The sequence below is a fragment of the Bifidobacterium amazonense genome (assembly GCF_018555435.2).
GTDB lineage: Bacteria > Actinomycetota > Actinomycetes > Actinomycetales > Bifidobacteriaceae > Bifidobacterium > Bifidobacterium amazonense.
This window is the reverse complement of the sequence record NZ_JAFEJT020000014.1, coordinates 36,035-61,334: the sequence shown is the minus strand read 5'-3', so window position 1 is coordinate 61,334 and position 25,300 is coordinate 36,035. Positions and strand designations below refer to the sequence as shown.

The 25,300-nt window shown below is 62.9% G+C and carries 19 protein-coding genes; 11 read left to right on the top strand and 8 right to left on the bottom strand.

The features are described from left to right. On the top strand, positions 1 to 742 hold a 742-nt coding region (locus JS533_RS04990; protein ID WP_241513391.1), incomplete at its 5' end, for an ISL3 family transposase. 27 nt (positions 743 to 769) lie between these two features. After that, the gene (locus JS533_RS04985; protein ID WP_241513390.1) at positions 770 to 1,693 is read left to right on the top strand and encodes a nucleotidyl transferase AbiEii/AbiGii toxin family protein; all 924 of its coding nucleotides are present in this window, start codon (positions 770 to 772) and stop codon (positions 1,691 to 1,693) included. 48 nt (positions 1,694 to 1,741) lie between these two features. Here JS533_RS04985 and JS533_RS04980 read toward each other — a convergent pair whose 3' ends face one another. Beyond that, complete coding sequence (locus JS533_RS04980) at positions 1,742 to 2,827, bottom strand: HAMP domain-containing sensor histidine kinase (protein WP_241513389.1); 1,086 nt, start codon at positions 2,825 to 2,827, stop codon at positions 1,742 to 1,744. Beyond that, positions 2,820 to 3,512, bottom strand: a complete 693-nt coding sequence (locus tag JS533_RS04975) for a response regulator transcription factor (protein WP_241513388.1) — start codon at positions 3,510 to 3,512, stop codon at positions 2,820 to 2,822. Before JS533_RS04975 ends, JS533_RS04980 begins: the two co-directional genes overlap by 8 nt. A gap of 265 nt (positions 3,513 to 3,777) precedes the next feature. Here JS533_RS04975 and JS533_RS04970 point away from each other — a divergent pair, with 265 nt between their 5' ends. Further along, entirely contained in the window at positions 3,778 to 6,474 is a 2,697-nt protein-coding gene (locus JS533_RS04970) for an ABC transporter ATP-binding protein/permease (RefSeq protein WP_420838624.1), read from the top strand. Positions 6,475 to 6,637: 163 nt separating this feature from the next. Here the strand turns inward: JS533_RS04970 and JS533_RS04965 are convergent, their stop codons facing one another. Further along, complete coding sequence (locus JS533_RS04965; RefSeq protein ID WP_241513386.1) at positions 6,638 to 7,087, bottom strand: GNAT family N-acetyltransferase; 450 nt, start codon at positions 7,085 to 7,087, stop codon at positions 6,638 to 6,640. Between the two features lie 76 nt (positions 7,088 to 7,163). Here JS533_RS04965 and JS533_RS04960 point away from each other — a divergent pair, with 76 nt between their 5' ends. Continuing rightward, entirely contained in the window at positions 7,164 to 7,526 is a 363-nt protein-coding gene (locus JS533_RS04960) for a DMT family transporter (RefSeq protein ID WP_241513385.1), read from the top strand. A 122-nt stretch (positions 7,527 to 7,648) separates the two neighbouring features. Here the strand turns inward: JS533_RS04960 and JS533_RS04955 are convergent, their stop codons facing one another. The 3 genes from JS533_RS04955 to JS533_RS04945 form a co-directional block, all read right to left on the bottom strand. After that, positions 7,649 to 8,722, bottom strand: coding sequence for an aldo/keto reductase (locus JS533_RS04955; RefSeq protein ID WP_241513384.1), 1,074 nt, complete (start codon positions 8,720 to 8,722; stop codon positions 7,649 to 7,651). A gap of 81 nt (positions 8,723 to 8,803) precedes the next feature. Further along, positions 8,804 to 9,661: an alpha/beta hydrolase gene (locus JS533_RS04950; protein ID WP_241513383.1), complete on the bottom strand. Its 858-nt coding sequence runs from the start codon at positions 9,659 to 9,661 to the stop codon at positions 8,804 to 8,806. 97 nt (positions 9,662 to 9,758) lie between these two features. Beyond that, complete coding sequence (locus tag JS533_RS04945) at positions 9,759 to 10,388, bottom strand: sugar O-acetyltransferase (RefSeq protein ID WP_241513382.1); 630 nt, start codon at positions 10,386 to 10,388, stop codon at positions 9,759 to 9,761. Positions 10,389 to 10,593: 205 nt separating this feature from the next. Between JS533_RS04945 and JS533_RS04940 the strand changes: the two genes are divergently transcribed. Next, positions 10,594 to 11,457, top strand: a complete 864-nt coding sequence (locus JS533_RS04940; RefSeq protein WP_241513381.1) for a LysR family transcriptional regulator — start codon at positions 10,594 to 10,596, stop codon at positions 11,455 to 11,457. A gap of 90 nt (positions 11,458 to 11,547) precedes the next feature. On the opposite strand, the gene JS533_RS04935 is transcribed toward JS533_RS04940, so the two are convergent. After that, positions 11,548 to 12,168, bottom strand: a complete 621-nt coding sequence (locus tag JS533_RS04935) for a TetR/AcrR family transcriptional regulator (protein ID WP_241513380.1) — start codon at positions 12,166 to 12,168, stop codon at positions 11,548 to 11,550. Between the two features lie 293 nt (positions 12,169 to 12,461). Here JS533_RS04935 and JS533_RS04930 point away from each other — a divergent pair, with 293 nt between their 5' ends. The 4 genes from JS533_RS04930 (at position 12,462) to JS533_RS04915 (ending at position 21,583) form a co-directional block, all read left to right on the top strand. Further along, the gene (locus tag JS533_RS04930) at positions 12,462 to 13,163 is read left to right on the top strand and encodes an ABC transporter ATP-binding protein (protein WP_241513379.1); all 702 of its coding nucleotides are present in this window, start codon (positions 12,462 to 12,464) and stop codon (positions 13,161 to 13,163) included. Between the two features lie 2 nt (positions 13,164 to 13,165). Then, the gene (locus tag JS533_RS04925; RefSeq protein WP_241513378.1) at positions 13,166 to 16,576 is read left to right on the top strand and encodes an ABC transporter permease; all 3,411 of its coding nucleotides are present in this window, start codon (positions 13,166 to 13,168) and stop codon (positions 16,574 to 16,576) included. 244 nt (positions 16,577 to 16,820) lie between these two features. Continuing rightward, positions 16,821 to 19,352: a YhgE/Pip domain-containing protein gene (locus JS533_RS04920; RefSeq protein WP_241513377.1), complete on the top strand. Its 2,532-nt coding sequence runs from the start codon at positions 16,821 to 16,823 to the stop codon at positions 19,350 to 19,352. Beyond that, positions 19,352 to 21,583, top strand: a complete 2,232-nt coding sequence (locus JS533_RS04915) for a YhgE/Pip domain-containing protein (RefSeq protein WP_241513376.1) — start codon at positions 19,352 to 19,354, stop codon at positions 21,581 to 21,583. Before JS533_RS04920 ends, JS533_RS04915 begins: the two co-directional genes overlap by 1 nt. 69 nt (positions 21,584 to 21,652) lie before the next feature. On the opposite strand, the gene JS533_RS04910 is transcribed toward JS533_RS04915, so the two are convergent. Further along, entirely contained in the window at positions 21,653 to 22,309 is a 657-nt protein-coding gene (locus JS533_RS04910; RefSeq protein ID WP_241513375.1) for a sugar O-acetyltransferase, read from the bottom strand. Between the two features lie 151 nt (positions 22,310 to 22,460). Here JS533_RS04910 and JS533_RS04905 point away from each other — a divergent pair, with 151 nt between their 5' ends. Together JS533_RS04905 and JS533_RS04900 are read left to right on the top strand one after the other, a co-directional pair. Further along, on the top strand, positions 22,461 to 23,360 hold the full coding sequence (locus JS533_RS04905; RefSeq protein WP_241513374.1) for a formate/nitrite transporter family protein: 900 nt from the start codon (positions 22,461 to 22,463) through the stop codon (positions 23,358 to 23,360). Between the two features lie 265 nt (positions 23,361 to 23,625). After that, positions 23,626 to 25,167: an aminotransferase class I/II-fold pyridoxal phosphate-dependent enzyme gene (locus tag JS533_RS04900; protein ID WP_241513392.1), complete on the top strand. Its 1,542-nt coding sequence runs from the start codon at positions 23,626 to 23,628 to the stop codon at positions 25,165 to 25,167. The last annotated feature ends 133 nt before the right edge of the window (positions 25,168 to 25,300 follow it).

The window sequence follows — 25,300 nt, the reverse complement described above, 5'->3', positions numbered from 1 at the left end:
GTACGTCACAGTGGTCGTCGATCATGAACGGCATCGCGTGATCTGGGCGCACGACGGGTACGGCAAAGACGTGTTCGACCTGTTCTTCCAGCAGCTCACCGACGAACAGAAGAAGTCCATCAGGGTCGTCACCGGCGACGGGGCGCGTTGGATCGACTCATGCGTCGCCGAGCACTGTCCGAACGCGGAACGCGTGCTCGACGGCTTCCACATCGTCTCCTGGATGACCGGTGCGCTCGACAAGGTCAGAAAACGCCTGTGGAACCAAGCACGCCGCGAACACGACGAGGAAACGACTAAACGCATGCGCGGCGTCAAATACGCGGTATTGAAGAACCCGCGCGATCTGACCGACAAGCAGTCTGAAGCATTCGACGCCCTGCGCAACACGGATCCCAAGGGCCAGCTCTACCGCGCCTGGCAGCTCAAGGAACTGTTGAGGACCCTGCTCAAACATCCCCTCGACCAAGCCAAGACCGAGTTGAACCACTGGGTGTTCTGGGCGTCACACTCACGCATCCCCGAGATCGTCGAACTCGCCAGGAAGATCCGCCGGCGCCGTCCCGACATCCTACGCACGATCGAACTGGGCTACTCCAACGCCAGGCTCGAGGCATTCAACAACAGGATCAAAGTCACCATCCGCATGGCCTACGGCTTCCACCACGTCACCAACCTCATCGCACTCATCATGCTCAGATGCGGCGGACTCAACATCCAACTACCAACACCAACAAACTAACCCACGAAAACAACAGAAGCCTCCAAAATGATGAACGATGATCGTTATACAAGCGGCCTGGCTGTCGAACAGGCCATCAAGACCGCGGCAAAACGTGAGCATCAGCAGCATCCGGAGCGCAATATCGCCGACATCATTCGGCAGATGCATTATGACCGTTTCCTATGCCGCGTGTTCAGTGAAGACGAACAGAGTGAATGGGTGCTCAAAGGAGGGAGTGCCATGCTTGCTCGTATCCCGACGACCCGACGAACACTCGGTGCTGACTTGTTCAAACAAGGCTATGATTTGGACCAATCTCTCGAAGATCTGAAGCGCCTTGCCTCCAAGGACCTGCATGACTTCTTCGCTTTCACGTTCGAATCAATCACACCCATCGTACAGGGTGACAACCAACCGTATCTTGATGGATACCGCGTGGTTTTCCGCATGAGCCTGGGAACGAAGGAACTTGGAAATATCCATGTCGATCTTGTTACCCACCAGGGAGCTTTACGGAGTGTCGAAGTCGTCTCACCTAGAAATCTTCCGATATTGTCCAAGAAATTGGAATCCCACCGATATCGTCTTTATCCCATTGCCAATCAGATTGCCGACAAGGCGTGTGCCGTAGTGGAACGAATAAACGGACGAGAGTCCACAAGGATCAAGGATCTGGTGGATTTGGCCATTATTGCCAACACGCAGGACTGCTCTGCATCTGAGCTTATGGAGGCTTTACGTGGCGAATGCCGCAGGCGACGACTCTCATTCCCGTTCATCTTCCACATCCCGGGAAGTTGGAAGACCTCGCAGTTCAGAAAAACCGCGGCAGGTACACCTGTCCAGTCGTATGAGCTCCAAGATGCAGAAGAGCTTGTCGCTCGTTTTTTGGACGTGCCCATTCCGGAAGAGTTATATTCCACGCGCTGGAATCACGCCGATCTTAAATGGGAAACGTCTATCGAGTGAATAGTGCATTTTGGTAAAGCCAATCAAGACGGATGCGGCGATCGGGACTTATACCTTGCTGGATTCGTGCAGCGGCAGCGTGACGGTGAACGTCGAACCGGCGCCGGGGGAGCTGTCGACGTCGATCGTGCCGTGATGCAGGTCGACGATGCGTTTGGCGATCGTCAGTCCCAGCCCGTTGCCGGCCGTCGCGCGCGACGCGTCGGCCTGATAGAACCGGTCGTAGATGCGCCGCATCGTCGCCTCGTCCATGCCCGGCCCGTCGTCGGAGACCCCGACCCGCACCTGCCGGCCCGTTACACGCAGCCGTACGCCGACCGTGCCGCCGTCGGCCGTGAACTTGACCGCGTTGCCGATGAGATTGAGCCACACCTGCTCCAGCAGTTCGGCGTTACCTACGTAATCCACGGCGTCGAGATCCACGTCAAGCGCAATGCCGCGTGCGCTCCACTGCGGTTCAAGCAGCAGCAGCGCCTCACGGATCTGCTCGTCGAGACTGAATCGCTCCCGCGCCGCCTCGATGCGTTGATGATCGAGCCGGGAGAGCAGCAGGATGTTGCCGGTCAGCGAACTCAGCCGTGTCGCGTTGACCAGGATCCGGTCCGCATACTCCAGTCGCTTTTCTTCACTTAGCTCGCGACGCTGCAGCAGCGTGGCGTAGCCTTCGATCGCGGCGATCGGCGTTTTGAACTCGTGCGAAACGTTCTCGACGAAATCGTTGCGCAGGATCTCGATGCCGGCGAGTTCGCCGGTCATCACATTGAAGTTATGCGCCATTTCCCGCAATTCGGTGGCCGGAATGCCGTCCTCGTCGATGGTGACGTCGAAATCCCCTGCGGAGACCTTCTTGGTGGCTTCATTGATGTCCACGATGAAATCGATCGGCCGTTTCCCGATCAGTCTGGACAGCAGCGTGCCGACGATCACGCTGACCACGGCGAACATGAGGATGGTGATGCCGCGCGGATCGCCGCCGATCAGTCTGAGACGTCCCAGTGTGACGATCGCCGCGCCGGTGAGCAGCATCGTGACGGTCATGATGACGAACACCATCGCGGAGAACACGGCCATCGTCTTGACGGAACGGCTATGGCGGCCGTCATGCCCGTCCCGTCCGCCACAAGCGTCACGCATGCGCACGCTGCACCACCTTGTAGCCAAGACCGCGGATCGTCACGATCTCGAAATCGGGATTGTCCCGGAACTGTTCGCGCAAACGGCTGATATGCACGTCCAGTGTATGCGTGGCCGCGCCGTCGGAGCCCCAGACGTCCTCCATGATCTGCCGGCGGGTGAAGAACCGGTTGGGCGAGGCCGCGAGTTTGAACAGCAGTTGGAACTCCTTGAGCGGCAGCTGGATCTCATCCACGCCGCCATCCGCCCGCTCCACGCGCACGCCGAGCGTATCCGCGTCGAATTCGGTGCCGCCGATACGCGTGCGATGCTGCACGCCGATCCGCGATCGGCGCAGCAGCGCGTCGACACGCCACACCATCTCGTTCACGTTGATGGGTTTGACCATGTAATCGTCGACGCCCTTTTGGAATCCCAGTTTCTTGTCCGCCATGCCGCTGCGCGCGGTGATGACCAGGATCGGCGTCACATCGCCCATCTGCCTTAACAGGCCGATCATCGTGAACCCGTCCATGCGCGGCATCATCACGTCACAGACGATAAGGTCGATGTTGGTCCTTGACAACGCATCCAAGGCGCCGACGCCATCGTCCGCGGTACGCACCGTATACCCGTTGTCCGCAAGCACGTCGGCGAACAGATCTCGCAACTGTTCGTCGTCCTCGACCACAAGCACGGTGGGCATAGCCGCTCCTTTGCCATGAGACGCAACGTCATGAAACGAGCCGTCAGGAATCGAAACCTCAGGCCGTCGGCGGGCTGGACCACGCCGCCGGCCGATCACGGAACATTGTAAGCGCGCTGAATCAACCGAATCTCAATTGCCGTGCCGTCGCCTGCGATCCGCCGTCCATTCGCCGTTGAGATTGGCGAGAGATACGCGAGAGGCTGCGTTGAATCGATGACGGCAGGCTGGGGCTAGTCCCGCATCCGACAAGCAAGGAGCCATGATGCTCGCACTCGACCATGTATCGAAACGTTATGTGACCGGCGGCCTGACCCAACAGGCGCTCGACGACGTGTCGCTGGGATTCCGGAACAGCGAATTCGTCTCGATCCTCGGCCCGTCCGGTTCCGGCAAGACCACGATGCTCAACATCATCGGCGGACTCGACCGCTACGATTCAGGCGATCTGATCATCGACGGCGTGTCGACCAAACGGTATCGGGACGCCGACTGGGACGCCTACCGCAACCACACGATCGGCTTCGTGTTCCAAAGCTACAACCTGATCGGCCACCAGACGGTATTGGCGAACGTCGAACTCGCGCTGACTATCGGCGGCGTATCGCGCGGCGAACGGCGCGAGAAGGCCATGACGGCGCTCGCCAAGGTCGGGCTCGCCGGACAGGAGCACAAGAAGCCGAACCAGATGTCGGGCGGGCAGATGCAGCGCGTCGCCATCGCCCGCGCGCTGGTCAACGATCCGGCCATCCTGCTCGCGGACGAGCCGACCGGCGCGCTCGACACCGCCACCGGCATCCAGATCATGGAACTGCTGCGCGAGGTCTCCAAGGACAGGCTCGTCATCATGGTCACGCACAATCCCGAACTGGCCGAACGCTATTCGACGCGCATCGTGCGATTGGCCGACGGACATGTCGTCGACGACACGATGCCGTTCGACGCGACGGCCGTCGCAATTGCCGGCAGTACAGGAGACGCGACGGGCGTCGGCGTCCCGGGCCTTCGCAAGCCTCGCCGTGGCCTCCGCCCGGGCCGCGTGGGCATGTCATGGGCCACGTCGCTGTCGCTGAGCTTCGCCAACCTCAGCACCAAGAAGGCACGGACGGTCCTCACCTCGTTTGCCGGTTCGATCGGCATCATCGGCATCGCCTCGATCCTGGCGCTCTCCAGCGGCGTGAACACGTATATCGCCGACCTGCAACGCGACACGATGTCGTCGTATCCGATCACGATCAACAGCCAAAGCGTCGACATGACCTCGCTCATGGGTTCCATGATGGGCGGAACGACGGCCGGCGGCGCAACCGAAGCCAAGAAGGCGGATGCGGACCGTACGAAAGCCCACGTCGACTACAGCGACATCGAACAGAGCGAGGCCGCGGCCAATGCGGTCAAAACCAACGACCTGACCGAATTCAAACGCTACCTTGACGATCCCGACAGCGACATACGTCAATACCTAGGCGACAACGGCATCGTCTACTCGTATGACGTGCCGTTCTCTGTACTCGCCGACGATCCGGACGGCAACGTCATCAACACCGAAACCGACGTGGCCGAACTCACCGGCGACGATACGGGCTCCGTGGCGACCAGCGCAATGGGAGCGACCGGTGCGAACGGCATGATGTCGGGCGGCATGGGAGGCTTGGCCGGTGGCGCGGCCGGTCTCGGCTCGACCGCGGCAGGGACCGGCTCGTCCGATTCATCCGGCTCGTCGGACGCGTCATCCGAGGAATCGCAGGCATCGAACTTCTCCCAGATGACGCCCGGACCGGACGGCGAAGCGGTCAGCGACCTGACCCGCGACAGCTACGAACTGCTGTCCGGATCCTGGGTGAAACAGTCCGGCGACGTGATGCTCGTGCTCGACGAGAACAATGCGCTGCCGGCCGGGACCCTGCTGCAGCTCGGACTGATCAGCGCCGACGAGTACACGGCCGCAGCCGACGCGATCGCGGACGGCAAGGACGCGGAAACGATCGACTGGAACGTCGACGATCTCGTCGGCCGCACGTTCACCTTGGTCAGCGCCTCCGACCGATACCAAGACAACGGCGACGGCACGTTCACCTATCTGGCCGACGGCGACGACAACTGGGACGAACTACGCTCACGTGGCATCACATTGACGGTATCCGGCGTGATCCGACCCGCCGACGACGCGCAGAACGCAACCATCTCCACGGCCGTCGCATACACGTCGCAACTGACTGACCAACTCATCGTGCACGCCGACGGTAGTGCGGTCGTCACCACGCAGGAAGCGTCGCCGGACACGAACGTGCTCACCGGCACGGCGTTCGCCGACGAGATCGATGACGCCACCGACGACGATATCGAACAAGCGTACGACGACAATCTTGCCGCATTCGGCAAGGTCAGCTACGACGCGCCATCGTCGATCAGCATCTACGCCGACGGCTTCGACGACAAGGAAGCCATCGCCGACTGCATCACGGCGTACAACCAAGGCAAGGACGAGGACCGGCAGATCACCTACACCGACTACGTGGCGCTGATGACCAGCTCGGTCACCACGATCGTCAACGTGATCTCGACCGTGCTCATCGCGTTCGTCGCGGTCTCGCTCATCGTCTCGTGCATCATGATCGGCATCATCACGCGCATCTCCGTGCTCGAACGCACCAAGGAGATCGGCGTGCTGCGCGCATTGGGCGCCTCGAGGCGCAACATCTCGCAGGTGTTCAACGCCGAGACGGCCATCATCGGCCTGTGCGCGGGACTGCTGGGCGTGGGCGTCACCGCGCTGCTGACGATCCCCGCCAACGCCGTGGTCGGCCGACTGCTCGGCGCGGGATCGCTGACCGTCGCGCTGCCGGTCAGATATGCGGCCGTACTGGTGGCGATCAGCGTGATCATCACCATGCTCGGCGGTCTGCTGCCCGCCCGCAAGGCCGCCAAACAGGACCCGGTCATCGCGCTGCGGGCGGAATGAACGGAACGTGTTGACTTCGAGCGCTCGAAGTCGGTAGGACTGGAACATCATCCATCACCACGGCCGAACGCCTACTGGGTGAACGGCCGGCGCATCGCCACGTCCGAAAGCGAGACGGCGCTCGCCAAGTGGGTCGACGGACTGGACCTGTAACCGGGTGTGATCAGTCGGCTTCGGCGTGCCAGATCATTTCGACGTGGGGGATGCCGTCCTCGAGGAACTCGTCCGAAACGCGCGTGAACCCGAGCTTCTCGTAAAAGCCCTGCGCATAGGACTGCGCCTCGATGCGCACGGTATCCGCCCCGGCGCGCTCCCGGGCCACCCTCAGTCCCTCCCTGACGATGAGCGCGCCCAGTCCCTGCCCGCGCCGCAGCGTCAGCACGCGGCCGACGGCTGTCTCATTGAACGTGACGCCGGCGTCGACCACCCGGCAGTAGGCGGCGATGCCGTCTTCGTCATGTGCGAACACATGCCAGCTGTGCAGGTCGACGTCGCCGTCGATGTCCTGATACGGGCAATGCTGTTCGACCACGAACACCGCCATGCGGGCCTGATAGATCCGGTGGAGCTCGTGCACGGTCAATTCATCGAAACGTTTGATCGTCAATTCCATGCGCTCCAGTATATAGACGAGCTCGATGGCCGCCCGCCAAGACGGCATTCCTGCACGTTGGGTAGCATAGGGCACCATGAGTGAAACCGAACCTAGGGGAGGAACCATGGCGGTCACCTGGCTGCTGCTGTTCGTGACCATCTGCTGCGAGGTGGTGGCCACGCTGTCGTTGCGCGCATCCGAAGGATTCTCCAAGCCGATATGGGCGATCCCGGTGGTGATCGGCTACGTGGTGTGCTTCTACCTGCTGTCGGTGGTGCTGGAGCGAGGCATGCCGACCGCGCTCGCGTACGGCGTGTGGTCGTGCGTGGGCATCATCCTGACCGCGTTCGCCGCACGCGTGCTGTTCCACGACCCGCTGAACCTCAAGATGCTGCTGGGCATGGCCATCATGATCGTCGGCATCATCGTCATGCAGTGGGGCACGCATTCGGCCTGACATGCCGCCGGCATGTTTCCGGGCGCGTCGGCGAGTCCGGCGGAACGCACATCGGCGGGCATATGGTATGGACCATATGCCCGCCGATTCGTTTGTCGGCATGCGCGCATGCGATTTTCGGGTCAGTGGTTGGTGAGCGCCTCCTGCGTGGGCGCGTACCTCGCGCCTTCGATGTGGATCGCGTCGAGATGCCGGTCGATGTCGGACAGCTCGTCCGGCGTGAACGTCACGGCCGCGCCGCCCAGGTTCTGCCGCAGCCGGTCGATGTGCTTGGTGCCGGGGATCGGCACGATCCAGGGCTTCCGTGCGAGCAGCCAGCCGAGTGCGATCTGCGCGGGCGCCACGCCGCGGGCCTCGGCCAGCGAACGCACGTAGTCGCCCATCGCCACGTTGTGCGCCATATGTTCGGGGGAGAAGCGCGGGATTTTGCTGCGATAGTCATCGTCGGTGAAACGCGATGCGGCATCGAACCGACCTGCCAGCATGGCCTTGCCGAGCGGGCTGAACGGCACTAGGCCGATGCCCAGCTCCTCAAGCGTCGGAATCAGCTCCTCCTCGGGCTTTCTCCACCACATCGAATACTCGTTCTGCACGGCCGTCACCGGCGTGACCGCATGGGCCCGGCACACGGTGGCGGGCGCGGCCTCCGACAGGCCCCAGTGCAGGATCTTGCCTTCTGCGATCAGTTCGCCCATCACGCCGGCCACGTCCTCGATCGGCACCTTGGTGTCCACGCGATGCTGGTAGTACAGGTCGATGTGATCGGTACGCAGACGTTTCAACGATCCCTCCACGGCCTTGCGGATCGTCTCGGGGCGCGAATCGGTCTGCTGCACGCGGCCGGAAGCGTCCAGCACCGCCCTTGCGCCGGCCTGTCCGCCTAATGGGTCGCCGTGCAGGGCGAACCCGAATTTCGTGGCGATCACCACATCGTCGCGGAACGGCTCCAACGCCTCGCCCACCAGCTCCTCGTTCGTGAACGGACCATACACTTCGGCCGTATCGAAGAACCGTTCGCCCATCTCGTAGGCCGTGCGGATCACGCGGATGGACTCGTCGTGCGGCAGGAACGGCGGCCAGCTCATCGTGAATCCCATGCATCCCAAGCCGATGGCCGACACGTCCAGTTTGGCCGGACCGGTTCCCAGCGTACGTGTCGGCATCGGTTCGTCGTACGTCTGATCACTTGTCTTCATGATTCGTTCCTTTCGTTTCGTGATGTTTCCTCTCGCGTCCGTCGAAGACCACGGCCGGGACGGACGCGGACTTTCGCCGGTTTACCTGATGCGCGGCTTGAGGCCGAACAGCCGGTTCATCCAATCGGTGGCCATGGTCGTCCAGGAGGCCACGTTGGGGCTGTCTTCGGCCAGCCGGTATGAGGCGTCGTCGTAGGAGCTCAGGCTGTTGCACACCGACATGCCGTGCTCACCGTAGGCGAACAGGTGTAGTTCGACGGGTATGCGCAGCCGGAACATCGCGTCGGCGATCATCAGCGGATTGGTGACGGGCACGTACCTGTCGCCGAAGGTGTGCCAGATGAACATGGGCGGCACGTGCGGTCCGACGTAGTTGATCAGGTCGAGCTGCGGAGTGCATGACGTGGCGATGCGCGCCGCCTCCGGGTTATGGTATTCGGGGTTGTTCTGGATGGTGTTCGAGTTGTCCCAGGCGCCGTATCCGAACACGATCGCGTCCGGCCTGAGCAGTTCGGGATCGTCTTGCACGCCGAGTGCCTCGGCGATCTCCGGCGTGTTCCACTGCGTGGCGGAGAGCCCGGCGATGCACGCGCCGGCGGAGAAGCCCATCAGGGTGATCCGGCGAGGGTCGATGCCCCATTCGTCCGCGTGGCGGCGTACTTCAAGGATCGCCTTGGACACCTCGATGAGCACGTCGGGGTAGCGGCAGTCGTCGCCGACCGTGTAGTCGAACACGAAGGTGTCGTAGCCTTCCTTGAGGAAGGTGAGCGCCACCGGCTCGGCTTCGGTGTCCGACAGGAACGAGTATGCGCCGCCCGGCAGCACGATGACCGCCGAACGCGGGTGCATCTGGAAGTCGCGTTGGGATGATTCGGCGTGCAGATAGGTGGTCAGCGTGGCGTCGCGGTCGTCGAAGAGCCGCAGTGTTTCGTGGATCATGGATGGTCTTTCCTTGGTTTCCTGTGGATGCCGCATCGCCGCGATGGCCGGGGTGCCGGCGGCGGATGCGTGTGGGGGCTCCCGTTGCCGGGAGCGGTCAGACGTGGCCGATCACGCGCGCCGGATTGCCGGCGACGATCGCGCCGGCCGGCACGTCGTGCGTGACGACCGCGCCCGCGCCAACGATCGCGCCGTCGCCGACCGTCACGTTCTGCAGGATGGTCGCGCCCGCGCCGATCCATACGCGAGCGCCGATCGTGATCGGCCGACTTACGGTCACGGCGCGGCGGGTCGGATCCTTCATGTGGTTGATGGTGATGAGCTGCACGTTGGGGCCGAGGAACGAGTCGTCGCCGATGGCGATGCCGCCTCGGTCCATGAGCGTGCACCCCCAGTTGATGAACACGTTGCGGCCGAGCGTGATGTTGTGTCCGAAATCCGTGTGGAACGGCGGGTTGAGTCGGAACGACTGGTCGACGGGGTGGCCGACGATCCGCTCGAAGATCGCGTGGGTCTCCTCCGGTTCGTGGTATCCCGTGTTGAGTTCGGCGCACAGTCGTTTGGCGGTGCGGATGATCGTGCCTATCGCGGCGTCGTATCCGGGTTCATGCGGGTCGACGGGGATGCCGGATCGGTCGCTGGCGAGGATGTCGGCGGGGGAGTCCGGTACGCCGTTCGCCGTGCGGCCGTCGGTCGCGGCGTCGTCGATGGTTGCGCTGGCTGTCATGATGATCGTCCTTTCGGTATGCGTCACCATTGAACCGCCATGCCCGCGTATCGTCCAATAGCATGGACATATGCCCATCTATGCTTGAACCGTATGGATGATGGCGTTGCCTGGGTCGGTGTCCGATCGGCGGGTTGCCGGCTTCGCGATGGCGGCGAGGCCGTGAACAGGGGCGACGAAAAGACGATGGGAGGACGGAGGCGTCATGGAACTGCGTGTCTTGCGGTATTTTCTGGCAGTGGCCGAGGAGGGCAGCGTGACGGGAGGCGCCGAATTGCTGCGGATATCCCAGCCCACGATGTCGCGCCAGTTGCAACAGTTGGAGCGCGAGCTTGGCGTGAGGCTGTTCGAACGCGGCCAGCATGCCATTGCGCTCACCTCCGAAGGCGTGCTGCTGCGCGATCGCGCCCGTGCGCTCGTTGAACTCGCCGACAGGACGGTCTCCGAGGTGACGAACCACGCGGAGACGGGGCTCGACGGCGAGATCGCGGTCGGATGCGGCGAGCTGCGTGGCGTCGACTGGCTGGCCGACCGCATGGCCGCGTTCCGCGCGCTGCATCCGCGTGTAAGGTTCGCCCTGTTCTCCGCGACGGCCGACGTGACGCGGGAGCGCATGGAACTGGGGTTGAGCGACATCGCGGTGATGAGCGAGCCGATCGACGCGGAACGGTTCGATTTCCTGCGGCTGCCGCAGACGGATCGTTGGGGCGTGATGATGTGCGACGACGACGATCTGACCCGTCTCGACGTGATCACGCCCGATGATCTGGCGGGCCGTGCGCTGCTGATGCCGTATCGGCCGCAGGCGCGCGGCACGCTCGACAACTGGCTCGGTGCCGTGCGTGCCGCCGTGACGGTCGCCGGCACCTACAACCTGCCGTTGAACGCCGCGGTCGCGGTGCGACACGGGCTTGGCCCGGCTCTGTGCATCGACGTTGGCCAGATCGGCGAGGGATTGCGGTTCGTGCCATTGGAACCGCGTCTCGACGTGCCGTCCGCCGTCGCTTGGAAGCGGGGGAGGGTCCTTAATCCCGCGGCCACCGCGTTCGTGGCGTTCCTGCGGGACTGAGTGTTTTGCAGGGCTTGAAGTGACGGGTGTTTCCTCGTCCTCAGTCGGCTCCGTTGACAGCTCCCCCTTTAGAGGAGGTGGGATGGGACCTCACCACAGCACGTCGATGGGGGCGGTGACCTTGTTCTTTTCGATGATGAGGCAGATCTCGTCGGGGGACTCCTTGCAGCCGCGGCGGATCCACAGCCAGATGATCGAGGAGACGGCGGAGACGAGGATCTCCATGGCGTAGTCGGCCGGGATGCCGTTGTAGCTGGACTGCGGTTCGGCGCCGAACCGTTTGGCCTGCGTCATGATGAGCTTCTTGAGTACCTCTTTGAGCCGGTCGTACAGCTGCATGTCGTTGCCGGAGCGGGAGACCGCGTCGAAGAATGCGTAGTCGTCCTTGACGTAGCGCAGCGCCTCGGCGATGGCCCTGGTCTGGAACGCGTCGCAGATCGCCCTACCGGTACGGGTCGTGACCTGCCCGTCCGGTTCGGCGTTCTTGATGAGGATTTCGGTCAGGTCGTCGATCGTGTCGTCGATGAGCTGTCGGCGCAGATCGAACTTGTCGACGTAGTGCATGTAGAACGTGCCGCGGTTGATGCCGGCCGTGCGGGCGATGTCACTTACGGTCAGCGCGTCGAAGCCCTTGCTCTGTACGAGCGTGGTGAAGGCTGCCTTGATCTTGGCTTCGGTCTGCGTGTTGCGTTTGCCGGTCACGGATGCCATGTGCGTCCTCTTTCCTGATGATGCGTGTGATGCCTCGGCTGTCGGATCAGTCGGTGAATGCTGCCTCGATTATAACAACACGTTGTTCGTTTAGTGACTAAATCGACAGTTTCCGACGAGGTGCTCTATTTGAACAACATGTTGATAATTGTGCATTGACTGCGTGTTTTGGCCGTTCATACAATCACAGCAGTTAAATCAACATGTTGTTTATTCAAGGTGTTGTGAACGACCGCATACGCATATGACCATCTTCAGCCGGCCGAGCCGGAAGGGGACAAGGAGACGTCGACATGTCCTATATCGAAATGATCCACAGTTTCAAGCGCTACCACATGGGCGACACGACCATCGTCGCGAACAACGACGTGAGCTTCGGCATTGAAAAAGGCGAGCTCGCGATCATCCTCGGCTCGTCCGGTGCCGGCAAATCGACCGTGCTCAACATCCTCGGCGGCATGGACACCAACTCCGAAGGCCAGGTGATCATCGACGGCAAGGACATCTCGAACTACACCGCCCGTCAGCTCACCGACTACCGCCGCTACGACATCGGCTTTGTGTTCCAGTTCTACAACCTCGTCGCCAACCTCACCGCCAAGGAGAACGTCGAACTCGCCTCCGAAATCGTGCGTGACGCGCAGGACCCCGTGCAGACGCTCATCGACGTCGGGCTCAAGGACCGCGTCGACAACTTCCCCGCGCAATTGTCCGGCGGCGAACAGCAGCGCGTCGCCATCGCCCGCGCCGTCGCCAAGAACCCGAAGATCCTGCTGTGCGACGAGCCGACCGGCGCGCTCGACTACAACACCGGCAAGCAGGTCCTGCAGATCCTGCAGGACCAAAGCCGCAAGAAGGGCGCGACCGTCGTCATCGTCACCCACAACTCGGCCATCGCGCCCATCGCCGACCGCGTCATCCACATGCACGACGCACATGTCAAGTCGATCGACGTCAACGAACATCCGATGGACATCAAGGATCTGGAGTGGTAACCGTGACCGACCTCGAAGACTTCATGGAACCGGCCGAAACCGGCCGCCGAAACGACCGCGTCCACGCCGCCAAACGCAAACACCGCCGCATGACCACGCCCCGCAAACGCATGCTGTGGAAGGACATCCGCGTCACCCTCGCCAAATCCAAAGGCCGGTTCATCTCGATCGTCAGCCTCATGATGCTCGGCTCGTTCGCCCTCGTCGGCCTGTTCGTCACCGGCCCCGACATGCAGGCGACCGGCGCGACCTTCTACCGCGACAACAACCTCGCCGACGTGACCGTCATCAGCGACTACGGACTGAGCCGCGACGACGAAACGATCATCCGCTCGACCGACGGCGTACGCCAGGCCGAATTCGGCTACTTCAAAGACGTGACGATCGAGGGCAGCAACCACAGCCTGCGCATCTACTCCAGGCCCGACGCCGTCTCCGGATACCGCGTCATCGAAGGCCGTCTGCCGGACAAGACCGGCGAAATCGCGCTCGACTCGGCCGAACGCGACCGGTATGCGCTCGACAGCACCGTGAAGGTCACCGAACTGCCCGACATCGCCGGCGACACGATCCTCAACCAGACCAAGTACACTGTGGTCGGCTTCGTCGACGCCAGCGAAATCGTCTCCGACCTCAACATGGGCCAATCCACGGCCGGCACCGGCGAACTCGACGGCTACGGCGTGGTCGTGCGGGGCACGTTCGACTCGGACGTGACGATGATCGGCCGCGTGACGTTCGCCGACACGCAGCACCTCGACTATTGGACCAGCGAATACCGCGACCGCGTGCAGGCGCACAAGGACACGCTCACCAAACGTCTCGCCGGCCAGCCCAAGGCGCGCGCGGCCTCCATCCGAGCGGACCGCCGTACGCAGATCGACAAGGCGCAGGCCAAGGTCGACGATGCGAAACAACAGCTCGACGACGCCCAAACGCAGCTTACGGACGCGAAAACGCAGATCGAAACCGCCAAGGATCAGATGACCCAAGGCGAGCTCACCGCCATCGACCAAGGCTCGACCGCCGCCGCGGAACTGTCCGGCGCACTCGCGCAGATCGCATCCGCCGGCTCGCAGATCACCTCCGGGCAAACCCAGCTCGCGGCCGGCGCTCAACAGCTCACGCAAGGCCAGGCGCAGCTCGACTCGTCATGGCAGCAGCTTACGCAGGCCAAAACACAGCTCGACGCGGCCCGTACCATCCTCGAATCGGTCAAGCCGACGCTCGACAACACCGGCACGCTCCTGACCGACTGGGCGAACAGCGGACTGACCGGCAGCCTGTACGACACCGTCAAAGCCCAGTACGACAAAGCATTGAACGCCTACAACGACGCCGTCGCCCAATACAACAGCCAACTGAACGCCTACAACACCGCGCTCCAACAGTGGAACGACGGAGCCACGCAACTTGAGGAGAGCACCGAGGAATACCAGAAGAACGCGGCCGCGCTCGCCGACGCGTCCAACCAGCTCGCCGCCAAGCAGACCGAACTCGGCCAGGCCGTCTCCACCGCGCCGGCCGGCACGGGCTCATCCGGTAGCGCCGCGAACGGCGCCACGCAGCTCATCCAAGGCCAGCGCGACATCGAAAAAGCCGAGGACGAGTATGCCGAAAAACTGCAGGAGTTCAACGACGCGAAGCCCGCCGCCGAAGCGAAGATCAAGGATGCCGAACGCGAGATCGCGCTCGCCCGCGAGAAGGTCGACACGCTCGAAGTGCCCGCCTACTCGATCGACGGCCGGCGCGAAGGACTCACGTCCAACGGCTACCGCGTGTACGAGATCGTCGCGAACATCGTCGAAAAGCTCGCGCTGATCTTCCCCGTGTTCCTCTACTTCGTGGCCGCGCTCGTCACGTTCTCCACGATGGGCCGCATGGTCGACGAGGAACGCGTCAACTCCGGCACGCTCAAGGCGCTCGGCTATGGCAACGCGGACATCCTCAAGAAATTCACGGTCTACGGGTTCGCCGCGTCCACCGTCGGCACCATCCTCGGTGTCGCGGCCGGACATACGGTCATGCCGCTCATCGTCTACCACGCGTACAGCAGCGGGTTCACGATGCCGGCCATCGAACTGAAATTCCACCCCACGGTCACCGTGGCCGCGTTCCTGCTCGCGTGGGTGAGCGCCGTCGTGCCTGCCATGCTCGCCGCCGCCCGCGAGCTCAAGGACAAACCGGCCGCGCTGCTCCTGCCCAAGCCGCCGGCCAAAGGGTCGAAGATCTTCCTCGAACGGCTGACTCCCATCTGGAGCCGGCTCAGCTTCACGCGCAAGGTCACCGCGAGGAACCTGTTCCGCTACAAGACGCGCGGGTTCATGACGATCTTCGGCGTGATGGGTTCGGTGTCGATGCTCGTCGCCGGACTCGGCGTGCAGGGGTCGATCAACCAGATCAGCGAACGCCAGTTCGACGAGGTGATCCACTACGACATGATCGTCGCCGAAAAATCCGACAACAACGACGACCAGCGCGCATCGGTCGCCAAGAGCATGGGCGACAAGGCCGTGGACGAGGCGATGCCGATCCGCTACGAGGAACTCACCAAAACCGCCGGCAAGCAGGACGACAAGCAGTCGATCACGTTGCTCGTCACCGACGACACGTACAACTTCGCCGACTATGTGACCCTGCGCTCGCGCGTGAATCATACACCGCAGATCCTCACCGACCGCGGCGCGGTCATCTCCGAACGCATGGCCTCGATGCTCGGCGCGAAGGACGGCGACACGATCCGCGTCACCGGCGAGGACGGCGTCGAACGCTCCGTGCGCGTCGACGGCGTGAACGAAATGTACATCGGCCATCTCATGGTCATGTCGTCGGGCGGATACGAGCACGTGTTCGGCGAGGACTACCAGCCGAACGCCTATCTCGTGCGGCTCAAGGACAATTCGATCGAGAACGCCGAGAAGCAGGGCGCGCGGTTCATGACCGACGACGGCGTGCGCGGCGTCGTGCAGAACACCACGATGAAGAACCAGGTCGCCACGATCGTCGACTCCCTGAACCAGATCATGGAGGTGCTGGTGCTCGTCTCCGGACTGCTCGCCGTGGTGATCCTGTACAACCTGACGAACCTCAACGTGTCCGAACGCATCCGCGAGCTGTCCACCATCAAGGTGCTCGGCTTCCATAGCGACGAGACGACCATGTACATCTACCGCGAAACCATCGTGCTGTCGGCGTTGGGCATTCTCGCCGGTTATGGATTCGGCGCGGGACTGCACCGGTACATCATCGCCGAGGTGCCGCCCGACGAGGTCATGTTCGACCCGGCGCTCGGCTGGCCGGCGTTCGTGGTGCCGTTCGCGCTCGTCGCCGTGGTGCTCGCAGCGCTCGGCTGGGTCGTCTACCGGCAGCTCAAGACGGTCGACATGCTCGCCGCGCTCAAGTCGGTCGAGTGAGCGGCGACACGGCGGACGCGCCGATGACGGGCCGCGTCGGTGGTATTCCGCCGGCGCGGCCGCGTTCGAATCGACAGTTTCGAAGAATCTGTTCGTTGCGGCGAACCGTGAGGGGCGGCATAATATGAACCGCCTTAAATCGACAACGTGATGATTGAATTTGATGATCGGTGGTCCGGCACCAGCCTGCGTTGCGGGCGGATTGCGGACGATAAGCAAGCGACATTGGAAAGAGACCTGACCCATGCATAACATCATTCGCGTTTTCATCCGTGACGTGAAGCGCATCTGCGCGGTGCCCGCCGCGGTGATCATCGTGTTCGCGTCCTGCTTCGTGCCGGGATTGTACTCATGGTTCAACGTTGCGGCGAACCTCGACCCGTACGCCAATACCGGCAACGTGCCGATCGCGGTGGCTAACAACGACAAGGGGGCCTCGGTGAACGGCACCGAGCTCAACGTGGGCGACCAGGCCATCGACGCGCTTGAAGACAACCACGATCTGGGCTGGCGGTTCGTGAGCGAGACGCAAGCCAGGAACGGCGTGGAATCCGGCGAATACTATGCCGCCATCGTGATCCCGGAAGACTTCAGCTCGGATCTGACCAGCGTGCTGCACGGCACCTTCACGCGGCCCGAACTGTCCTTCTACGTCAACGAAAAGGTCAACACGCTATCGCCGCGAGTGACGCAATCCGGCGCCAACGCGCTCGAACAGCAGATCAACGAATCATTCGTCTCCACCGTCAGCTCCACCGTCACCACGACCCTTGCCGAAGAAGCCGGCAAGATGAACGACTCCCTCGACGGGACGGCAAACCAGCTCGACGAGAAGCTCGGCGAAGTCCAGTCCAGCATCACGTCGGCGCAACGCAAAGTCGCCGACTCGCAATCCGCCATCTCGGACTCGCGTTCCGCCATCACCCAGGCACGACAACGCATCGCAAGCATCGCGAACCGCGCGAACACGCTGTCCGCAAGCATCGGCGACACGGCAACGTCCGTCGACGCGGCACGCAAGAACCTGTCGGCGTTCCAACAGGCCGCGAACACGGCAGCCAGTCAGGGACAGGCGGGATTCGGCGCCATCTCGGGGCGCATCGAAGGCATGACGGATACCGTCAACGGCAATACGGAGACGATCTCCGGCCGCGTCGAATCCTCGCTGTCCACACTCGAAACGGCGAACGACGCCCTGGAGGACGCCATCGACGCGATGGCATCCGACTCGCAGCTCGCCGGTTCGGACGCCCTTGCCCAAGCCAGACAACAGCAGCGCGATCTCGCCAAGCACATCGATGCGGTGAAACAGCTGAACGACGGCATCCCCTCCGCAATGGCCATGACGAACCAGCGACTGTCCGATTCACTGAACACGCTGAACAAAACGACGAGCAACCTGTCATCAATGTCCTCGGACGCCTCGGAGACCATCGACGGCAGCCTCAACGGAATCTCCACCCAACTCGTCGGCCTGTCGGGAACGGTGGGCGGCGCATCCGAATCCCTCGAACAGCTCGACGCCAATCTCGCCCAATTCGACAACACCCTGAAAACGGCCTCCGACGTGATGAGACAAACCGGCACGGCCCTCGGCCGGGTGAGCGAATCGGTGCAGAGCACCCAGGCCGACTTCGCCGTGCTGCGCGCAAGCGACGCATGGGCCGGCGTCAACGATCTCGCACACGCGGACGCCGACCAGATCTCCTCATTCCTCGCATCCCCGGTCGGACTGGACAGCCGCGAATACTATCCGATGAAGAACTACGGCACCGCCATCGCCCCGTTCTTCACGAACCTGGCCTGCTGGGCCGGCGCATTCGTGGCACTCACCCTGCTGCGCAACGACGCCGACTCGGACGGCATCGAGGGCCTCACGCCGAAACAGGCGTTCCTCGGACGCTGGCTGCTGCTCATGGCCGTCGCGATCCTGCAAAGCATCGTGATCGCATCCGGCAACCTCATCATCGGCATCCAATGCAACGTGCCATGGGCGTACTACCTCGGCACCATGATCTGCTCGATGACCTACATCTCCATCGCCTACAGCCTGGTCATGATGTTCCGACACATCGGCATGGCGCTCAGCGTGATATTCCTGATACTGCAGGTACCGGGCGCAGGCGGCATGTACCCGATCGAAATGATGCCGTCCTTCTACCAGAGACTGTACCCCCTCCTGCCGTTCACCTACGGAGTCGAGGCGCTGCGCGAGGCGATCGGCGGCTTCTACGGCGCGGACTTCTGGATACGGCTCGGGCAGACCTCGACGTTCGCCGTGGCGTTCCTGCTGATGGCGCTGCTGTGCCGCCCGGCGCTCGCCAATCTCAACGACCTGTTCAACCGCGAACTGGCCGATACCGATCTGATCAACACGAAGCGGCTGGAGATAGTCGGCGCCGAGCGCAACGTCATGATCACCGTGCGCAAGATGCTCGCCGATCCGACCTGGGGTGCGGGCGTGCGACGTCGGGCCGAGAAGTTCGAACGGCTGTACCCGCATCTGATCCGTTTCGGATTCCACCTCATCTGGCTGGTGCCGGTCGCGTTCTTCGCGATCATGACGATCGTCGGACCGGGCATAGGCTTCCTCGCCGCATGGCTGGCGCTGATCGTGATCGTGGACATCGCGCTCATCGTCATCGAATACATCCACCACAACCTGCCGCAGCAGGCACGGGACACCGCCATGGGCGCCGAAGGTCTGCTGCATTCGGCCGTGACCGCCGTCACCGAGGCCATCAACGGCGGCGCCAACGCAAAGGAGATCCACTGATGCGAAACGTATGGACCATCTTCCGCGGCGACATCAGGCGCATCCGCGGCAGCGTGATAGCGCTCATCATCGCCATCGGGCTGATTCTTATGCCATCGTTCTACGCATGGTTCAACATCTATGCCAACTGGGACCCCTACAGCAACACCGGCGGCATGAAAGTGGCGGTCGCCAATGCGGATAAGGGATACCAAGGCGACATGCTGCCGGCGCAGGTCAACGTGGGCGATCAGGTGGCCAACGCGCTGCGCGCGAACGACAGTCTCGACTGGACGTTCGTAAGCGAAACAAAGGCCAAGGACGGCGTGAAGTCCGGCGAATACTATGCCGCCATCGTGATCCCGGAGCATTTCAGCACGGACCTGTTCTCGATGCTGGATGCCGGCGACTCCGACGCCGACGGCGCCGCGAAGCCGTCGAGACAGGCGAAACTCGTCTATTACGCCAATCCGAAGAAGAACCCGATCGGATCCACCGTCACCAACCAGGGCGCATCCACCGTACGCCAGCAGGTCAGCGATACGCTCACCTCGGCGGTGGCGAAGGCTTCGGTAGGCGTGATCGACACCGTGACGTCCTATCTTGACACGGACCGCAGCGCGCAGACCATCAGCGCGTTGAGCACCCGGCTCAGGCAGCAGTCAGACGATCTGGCGGACGCCGCCGAACTGGCGTCCAATTATGCCGGTCTCGTCGATTCAGCCGTCTCCCTGCTCGACGCGTCCTCCGCGTCGATGACGCAGGCCAAGGATTCGCTGGGATCCCGTTCAACCGATGCCGGCAGCATCTCCGACAAGCTCTCCAGCGCCTCCAACGCGGCCGATGCGGCCGGCGCAAGCATGGACAACGGGCTCGATGCGGCGGCGGACGCCTTCGACGCCGTCGGGACCAACGCGCAGAGCGCGCTGAGCAAGCCGGCCGGCGGAGCCGCCGATACCGCGGACGCGCTGCGCGCGATCTCCAAGAACCGCATCCAGCCGATGATCGCAAGCCTGACCACATACCGCGGCACATTGGCGTCCATCCGGGACGCGGCGCACACGAGCGCGGCCAAAGACGCGATGACCCGTGCCATCGCGGACGTCGACCGCACGCTTGACCGGCTGAACGCCACCGACGCCAAAGTCAACGCCGCCGCCGACAAGGCGTCCGGCAAAAGCCAGTCGATCACCGCCGCCGGCCAGGACATCGCCGCACAGGCACAGTCCGGCGCGCAATCGATCCGCGATCTGAAACAGTCGTACCACGACAACGTGGCCACCTCGATCACCGGCGTGACCGACTCCGCCAAACAGGCCGGCGCGGATGCCGCGGCGCTGCTCGACGAAGCCACATCCGCACTATCGACGGTGACGCAGAACGCCAACGACCCGTCAGGAGCGCAGACCGACATCCATGAACTGACCGACAACCTCACCGCGGCACACGACACGCTGCTCGAACAGTCGAAGAAGCTCGACGAAACCGCCGACAGCATCGACAAGGCCCTTGCCTCCGGCGGGGTGAGCGCCGTACGCGAACTGTTCTCGCAGCCCACGGACACCATCGCCCTGGCCATGTCCACACCCGTGTCGATGAAACGCATCGCCGTATACCCCGTGTCGAACAACGGCTCGGCGATGACCCCGTTCTACACGCTGCTGGCCATCTGGGTGGGAGCCATGTTCCTGGGCCTCATTCTCAAAACGGATGTTTCGGAACGGATCGTCGCGACGCTGGACCGACCCAAGGCATGGCAACTCTACCTAGGCCGCGGCATGACGTTCGTCGCGTTCTCACTGGCACAAACCACCGTGCTGGGACTCGGCGACCTGCTGTACCTGCGCGCGCAGGCGGACGATCCGCTCCTGTTCATGCTATGCCTGTGGTGGTCGGCATTCGTATGCTCGACGTTCGTCTACACGCTGGCCGCCGTATTCGGCACCCCCGGCAAAGCGCTATGCGCGCTGCTCATGGTCTCGCAGATCGCAGGCATCGGCGGCACGTTCCCCGTCGAAATGCTCCCCGCCGGCTTCCGACAGCTATACCCGTACCTTCCGTTCTCGCATGCCATCACCGCATTGCGTGAAGCCGTCGGCGGATTCTACGGCAACGTCTACTGGGAGCAGATGGGACGCATGAGCGTGTACCTGATCATCGCACTGCTGATCGGATTCACGCTGTACGCACCGGTGAGCCGTGCGATGGCGAAAACCAGCGCACTGCTGTCCAGCACGGTGGCGATGAACTGAACCGTCCGACTGGTCCGAACCGGCGGCATGCGGCAGGATGCACGCTGTCCACCACCGGCCGGACCTCCGTCATCGTGCCGCGTCACGCGCCGCGATGCGCTCGCAGAAGCCGGTCTTGTCCGCCTCAGTGATCGGCCGCAGCACGCGCGCTGGATTGCCGACCGCGATCACGCCGGCGGGGATGTCCTTGGTGACGACCGACCCGGCGCCGATCACTGAGCCGCGGCCGATGGTCACGCCGCCGAGCACGGTCACATGGCCGCCCAGCCACACGCCGTCCTCGATCACGATCGGCTTGGCCTGGCAGGCGCCGGCCTTGCGTTCCTCGAAGTCGAGCGCGTGGTTCGTGGCGAACAGGCCGACCATCGGCGCGATCCATACGTAGCCTCCGATGGTGATCGGCGCGTTGTCGAGCATCACGCAGTCGAAGTTGATGTAGGCATGCGATCCGATGGTGATGTTGCGGCCCACCTCGCAACGGAAGTTCGGTTCGATGAATACGTCCTCGCCGACCGCGGCGAACAGCTGCTCCATGATGCGGCGGCGTTCGGCGACGTCCTCGTAGTCGGTGTGGTTGTAGGCGACGAACAGTCGCTTCGCCTCCGCGCGTTTGCGTTCGATCTCCGGATGCGAGTCCTGATAGACCTCGCCCGAGACCATGAGATTCCATTCCGCCAGTCCCTCGGGCGTGAGGTCTGCGGTGACGTCGGTTGCGTTCGCGGTCATGATCGGCTGCTCCTTTGCCTGATAGCGATTTCCCGTATGCGTACGATCGTACATTATAGCGGGTTCGCTGCCGCCGCCGAGTCGCGTACAATCGACGGGGGAGCGGCGGCCAAGCCGTCGGATGACCGGAACGTACAAGGGAGAACGAGCCATGGGTAAAAACATGATGGATGATGATAAGCGGCGGGAGCGGCCGAAGGGAGATACGACCGTGCTGAGGATCGGCGTCAATGCGCTGACCCCGGTGGAGACCGAGGAGGCAGTGGAGAACGCCGGCGTGGCCAAGACGCGTCTGGCCGGTGGGCGGGCCTTCGTCTCCGCCATGTTCGCCGGGGCGTTCATCGGGTTTGGAGCTCTGTTCTTCCTCATCGTCACCGCGGATCCGGCGATGACATGGGGGCCGAAACGGTTCGTCGGCGGTCTCGCCTTCTGCATGGGACTGGTGCTTGTCCTGTGCTGCGGCGCCGAGCTGTTCACCGGCAATTCGCTGATGGTCTCCGATCTGGCGGCGCGCAAGGTCACGGCGCGCGGAATGCTGCGCAACTGGGTGATCGTCTGGTTCGGCAACCTCGCTGGCGCGCTGCTGCTGGTCACCCTAGTGACGATGGCCGGCACGATGGGCCTGGCGGACGGCGCGGTGGGGGATCTCGCCGTGGCCACGGCCGCCGCGAAGGTCACGCCCGCATGGGGGACGCTGTTCGTGCGCGGCATACTGTGCAACGTGCTGGTGTGTCTCGCGGTGCGCATCGGATTCGCGGCCCGATCCGTGGCCGATAAGGTGCTGGGCATCCTGCTGCCCATCGCCGGATTCGTGGCGATGGGATTCGAGCACTGTGTGGCCAACATGTTCTTCCTGCCGATGGGCCTAGCGGCAAAACTGCTCGGCTACGGGGCGGATGCGGCAGGCGTCGGGGCCCTGGACGTGCCGGGCATCCTGTTCAATCTGTCCGCCGCGACGCTCGGCAACATCCTCGGCGGGTCGCTGTTCGTCGCGCTGGCCTACTGGTATCTCAACGGCAAGGCGTCGGCGCCGGCCGACAAGGCACGTTGAACCTAGGCGAATGAACCCGAGTTCAATTCTGAATTTTGAACCACCATGTTCGCTGCGGTGTCGGTATGCTAATCGTCCGCCCTGCAGGTTCAACGACTAGTTCAACCGTGATGCGCCCTCTGGAGTTCAATATATGAACTCCAGAGGGCGTTTCGTATCCGGGTTGTTGGTACGATACCGAATCAATGTTCGTAGGATTTGAACTTCCGTCAGATGGGATCGGGGGAGCGGCGTGGACGATTTCGCTACGCGGTTGAGGACCGCAATGGAGGCCCGGCATCTCAAGCAGGTGGATCTCGTGCGTGCGGCCCAGCAGGCCGGCGTCAAACTCGGCAAAAGCCATGTCAGCCAGTATGTGAGCGGCAAGACCGTGCCGCGGGCCGAGGTATTGAACTTTCTTGCGGTCACGCTCGGCGTCGATGGACAGTGGCTACTCGGGCACGATGCCACGGCGTCCGTGTCGTCGCCGCACGAACGGCACATGCCGTCGCGTGAGCGCGGGACCGCGGCCGGAACCGCAAACCGCGACGGCCATGGCAGCGGGAACGAATCATCAGCGCCAGTCATCCAGTCGGAAGAGGAAGGAATCCCCATGCGCCAGTTCCACAAATCAACCAAGCTCGACAACGTCCTCTATGATGTGCGCGGACCAGTCGTCGACGAGGCGGCGCGCATGGAGGAGGCTGGCATGCACGTGTTGAAGCTCAACATCGGCAACCCCGCGCCGTTCGGCTTCCGTACGCCCGATGAGGTCGTCTACGACATGGCCCGCCAGCTGACCGAGACCGAGGGCTACTCGGCGTCCAAGGGCCTGTTCTCCGCGCGCAAGGCCATCATGCAGTACGCACAGCTCAAGAACATCCCCAACGTGGGCATCGAGGACATCTACACTGGCAACGGCGTGAGCGAGCTGATTAACCTGTCCATGTCGGCCCTGCTCGACGACGGCGACGAGGTGCTCGTGCCCAGCCCCGACTATCCGCTGTGGACCGCCTGCGTGAACCTCGCCGGCGGCACCGCCGTGCACTATACGTGCGACGAGCAGTCCGAATGGTATCCGGACATCGACGACATGCGTGCGAAGATCACCGACCGCACGGTCGCGATCGTCATCATCAACCCGAACAACCCGACCGGCGCGCTCTATCCGCCCGAGGTGCTCCAGCAGATCGTCGACCTCGCCCGCGAGCACCAGCTCATGATCTTCTCCGACGAGATCTACGACCGGCTCGTCATGGACGGGCTCAAGCACGTCTCGATCGCCTCGATGGCCCCCGACCTGTTCTGCGTCACGTTCTCCGGCCTGTCCAAGTCGCACATGATCGCCGGTTACCGCGTCGGCTGGATGGTCCTGTCCGGCAACAAGCACATGGCCAAGGACTACATCGAGGGCATCAACATGCTCACCAACATGCGCATCTGTTCGAACGTGCCGGCCCAGTCGATCGTGCAGACCGCGCTCGGCGGCCATCAGTCCGTCAACGACTACGTCGTGCCCGGCGGTCGTCTCTACGAACAGCGCGAGTACATCTACAGCGCACTCAACTCGATTCCCGGCGTCACGGCGGTCAAGCCGAAGGCGGCGTTCTACATCTTCCCCAAGATCGACGTCAAGAAGTTCAACGTGACCGACGACGAGCAGTTCGCGCTCGACCTCCTGCACGACAAGCGCATCCTCATCACGCGTGGCGGCGGGTTCAACTGGCATGAGCCGGACCACTTCCGTATCGTCTACCTGCCGCGCATCGAGGTGCTGCGCGATGCGGTCGGCAAGATCACCGACTTCCTAACGTACTATCGACAGTGAATAACGGAGTTTGCGCCGGCGGATCAGGCCGGCTATGTCCGGTGGATTCAACGTTGTAAGTTCAAAAGAGCGTGCGTGCTACATCGATGGAAAAGTTCAATTGAGATCCGACAGTGCGCCGATGATAGCTGAG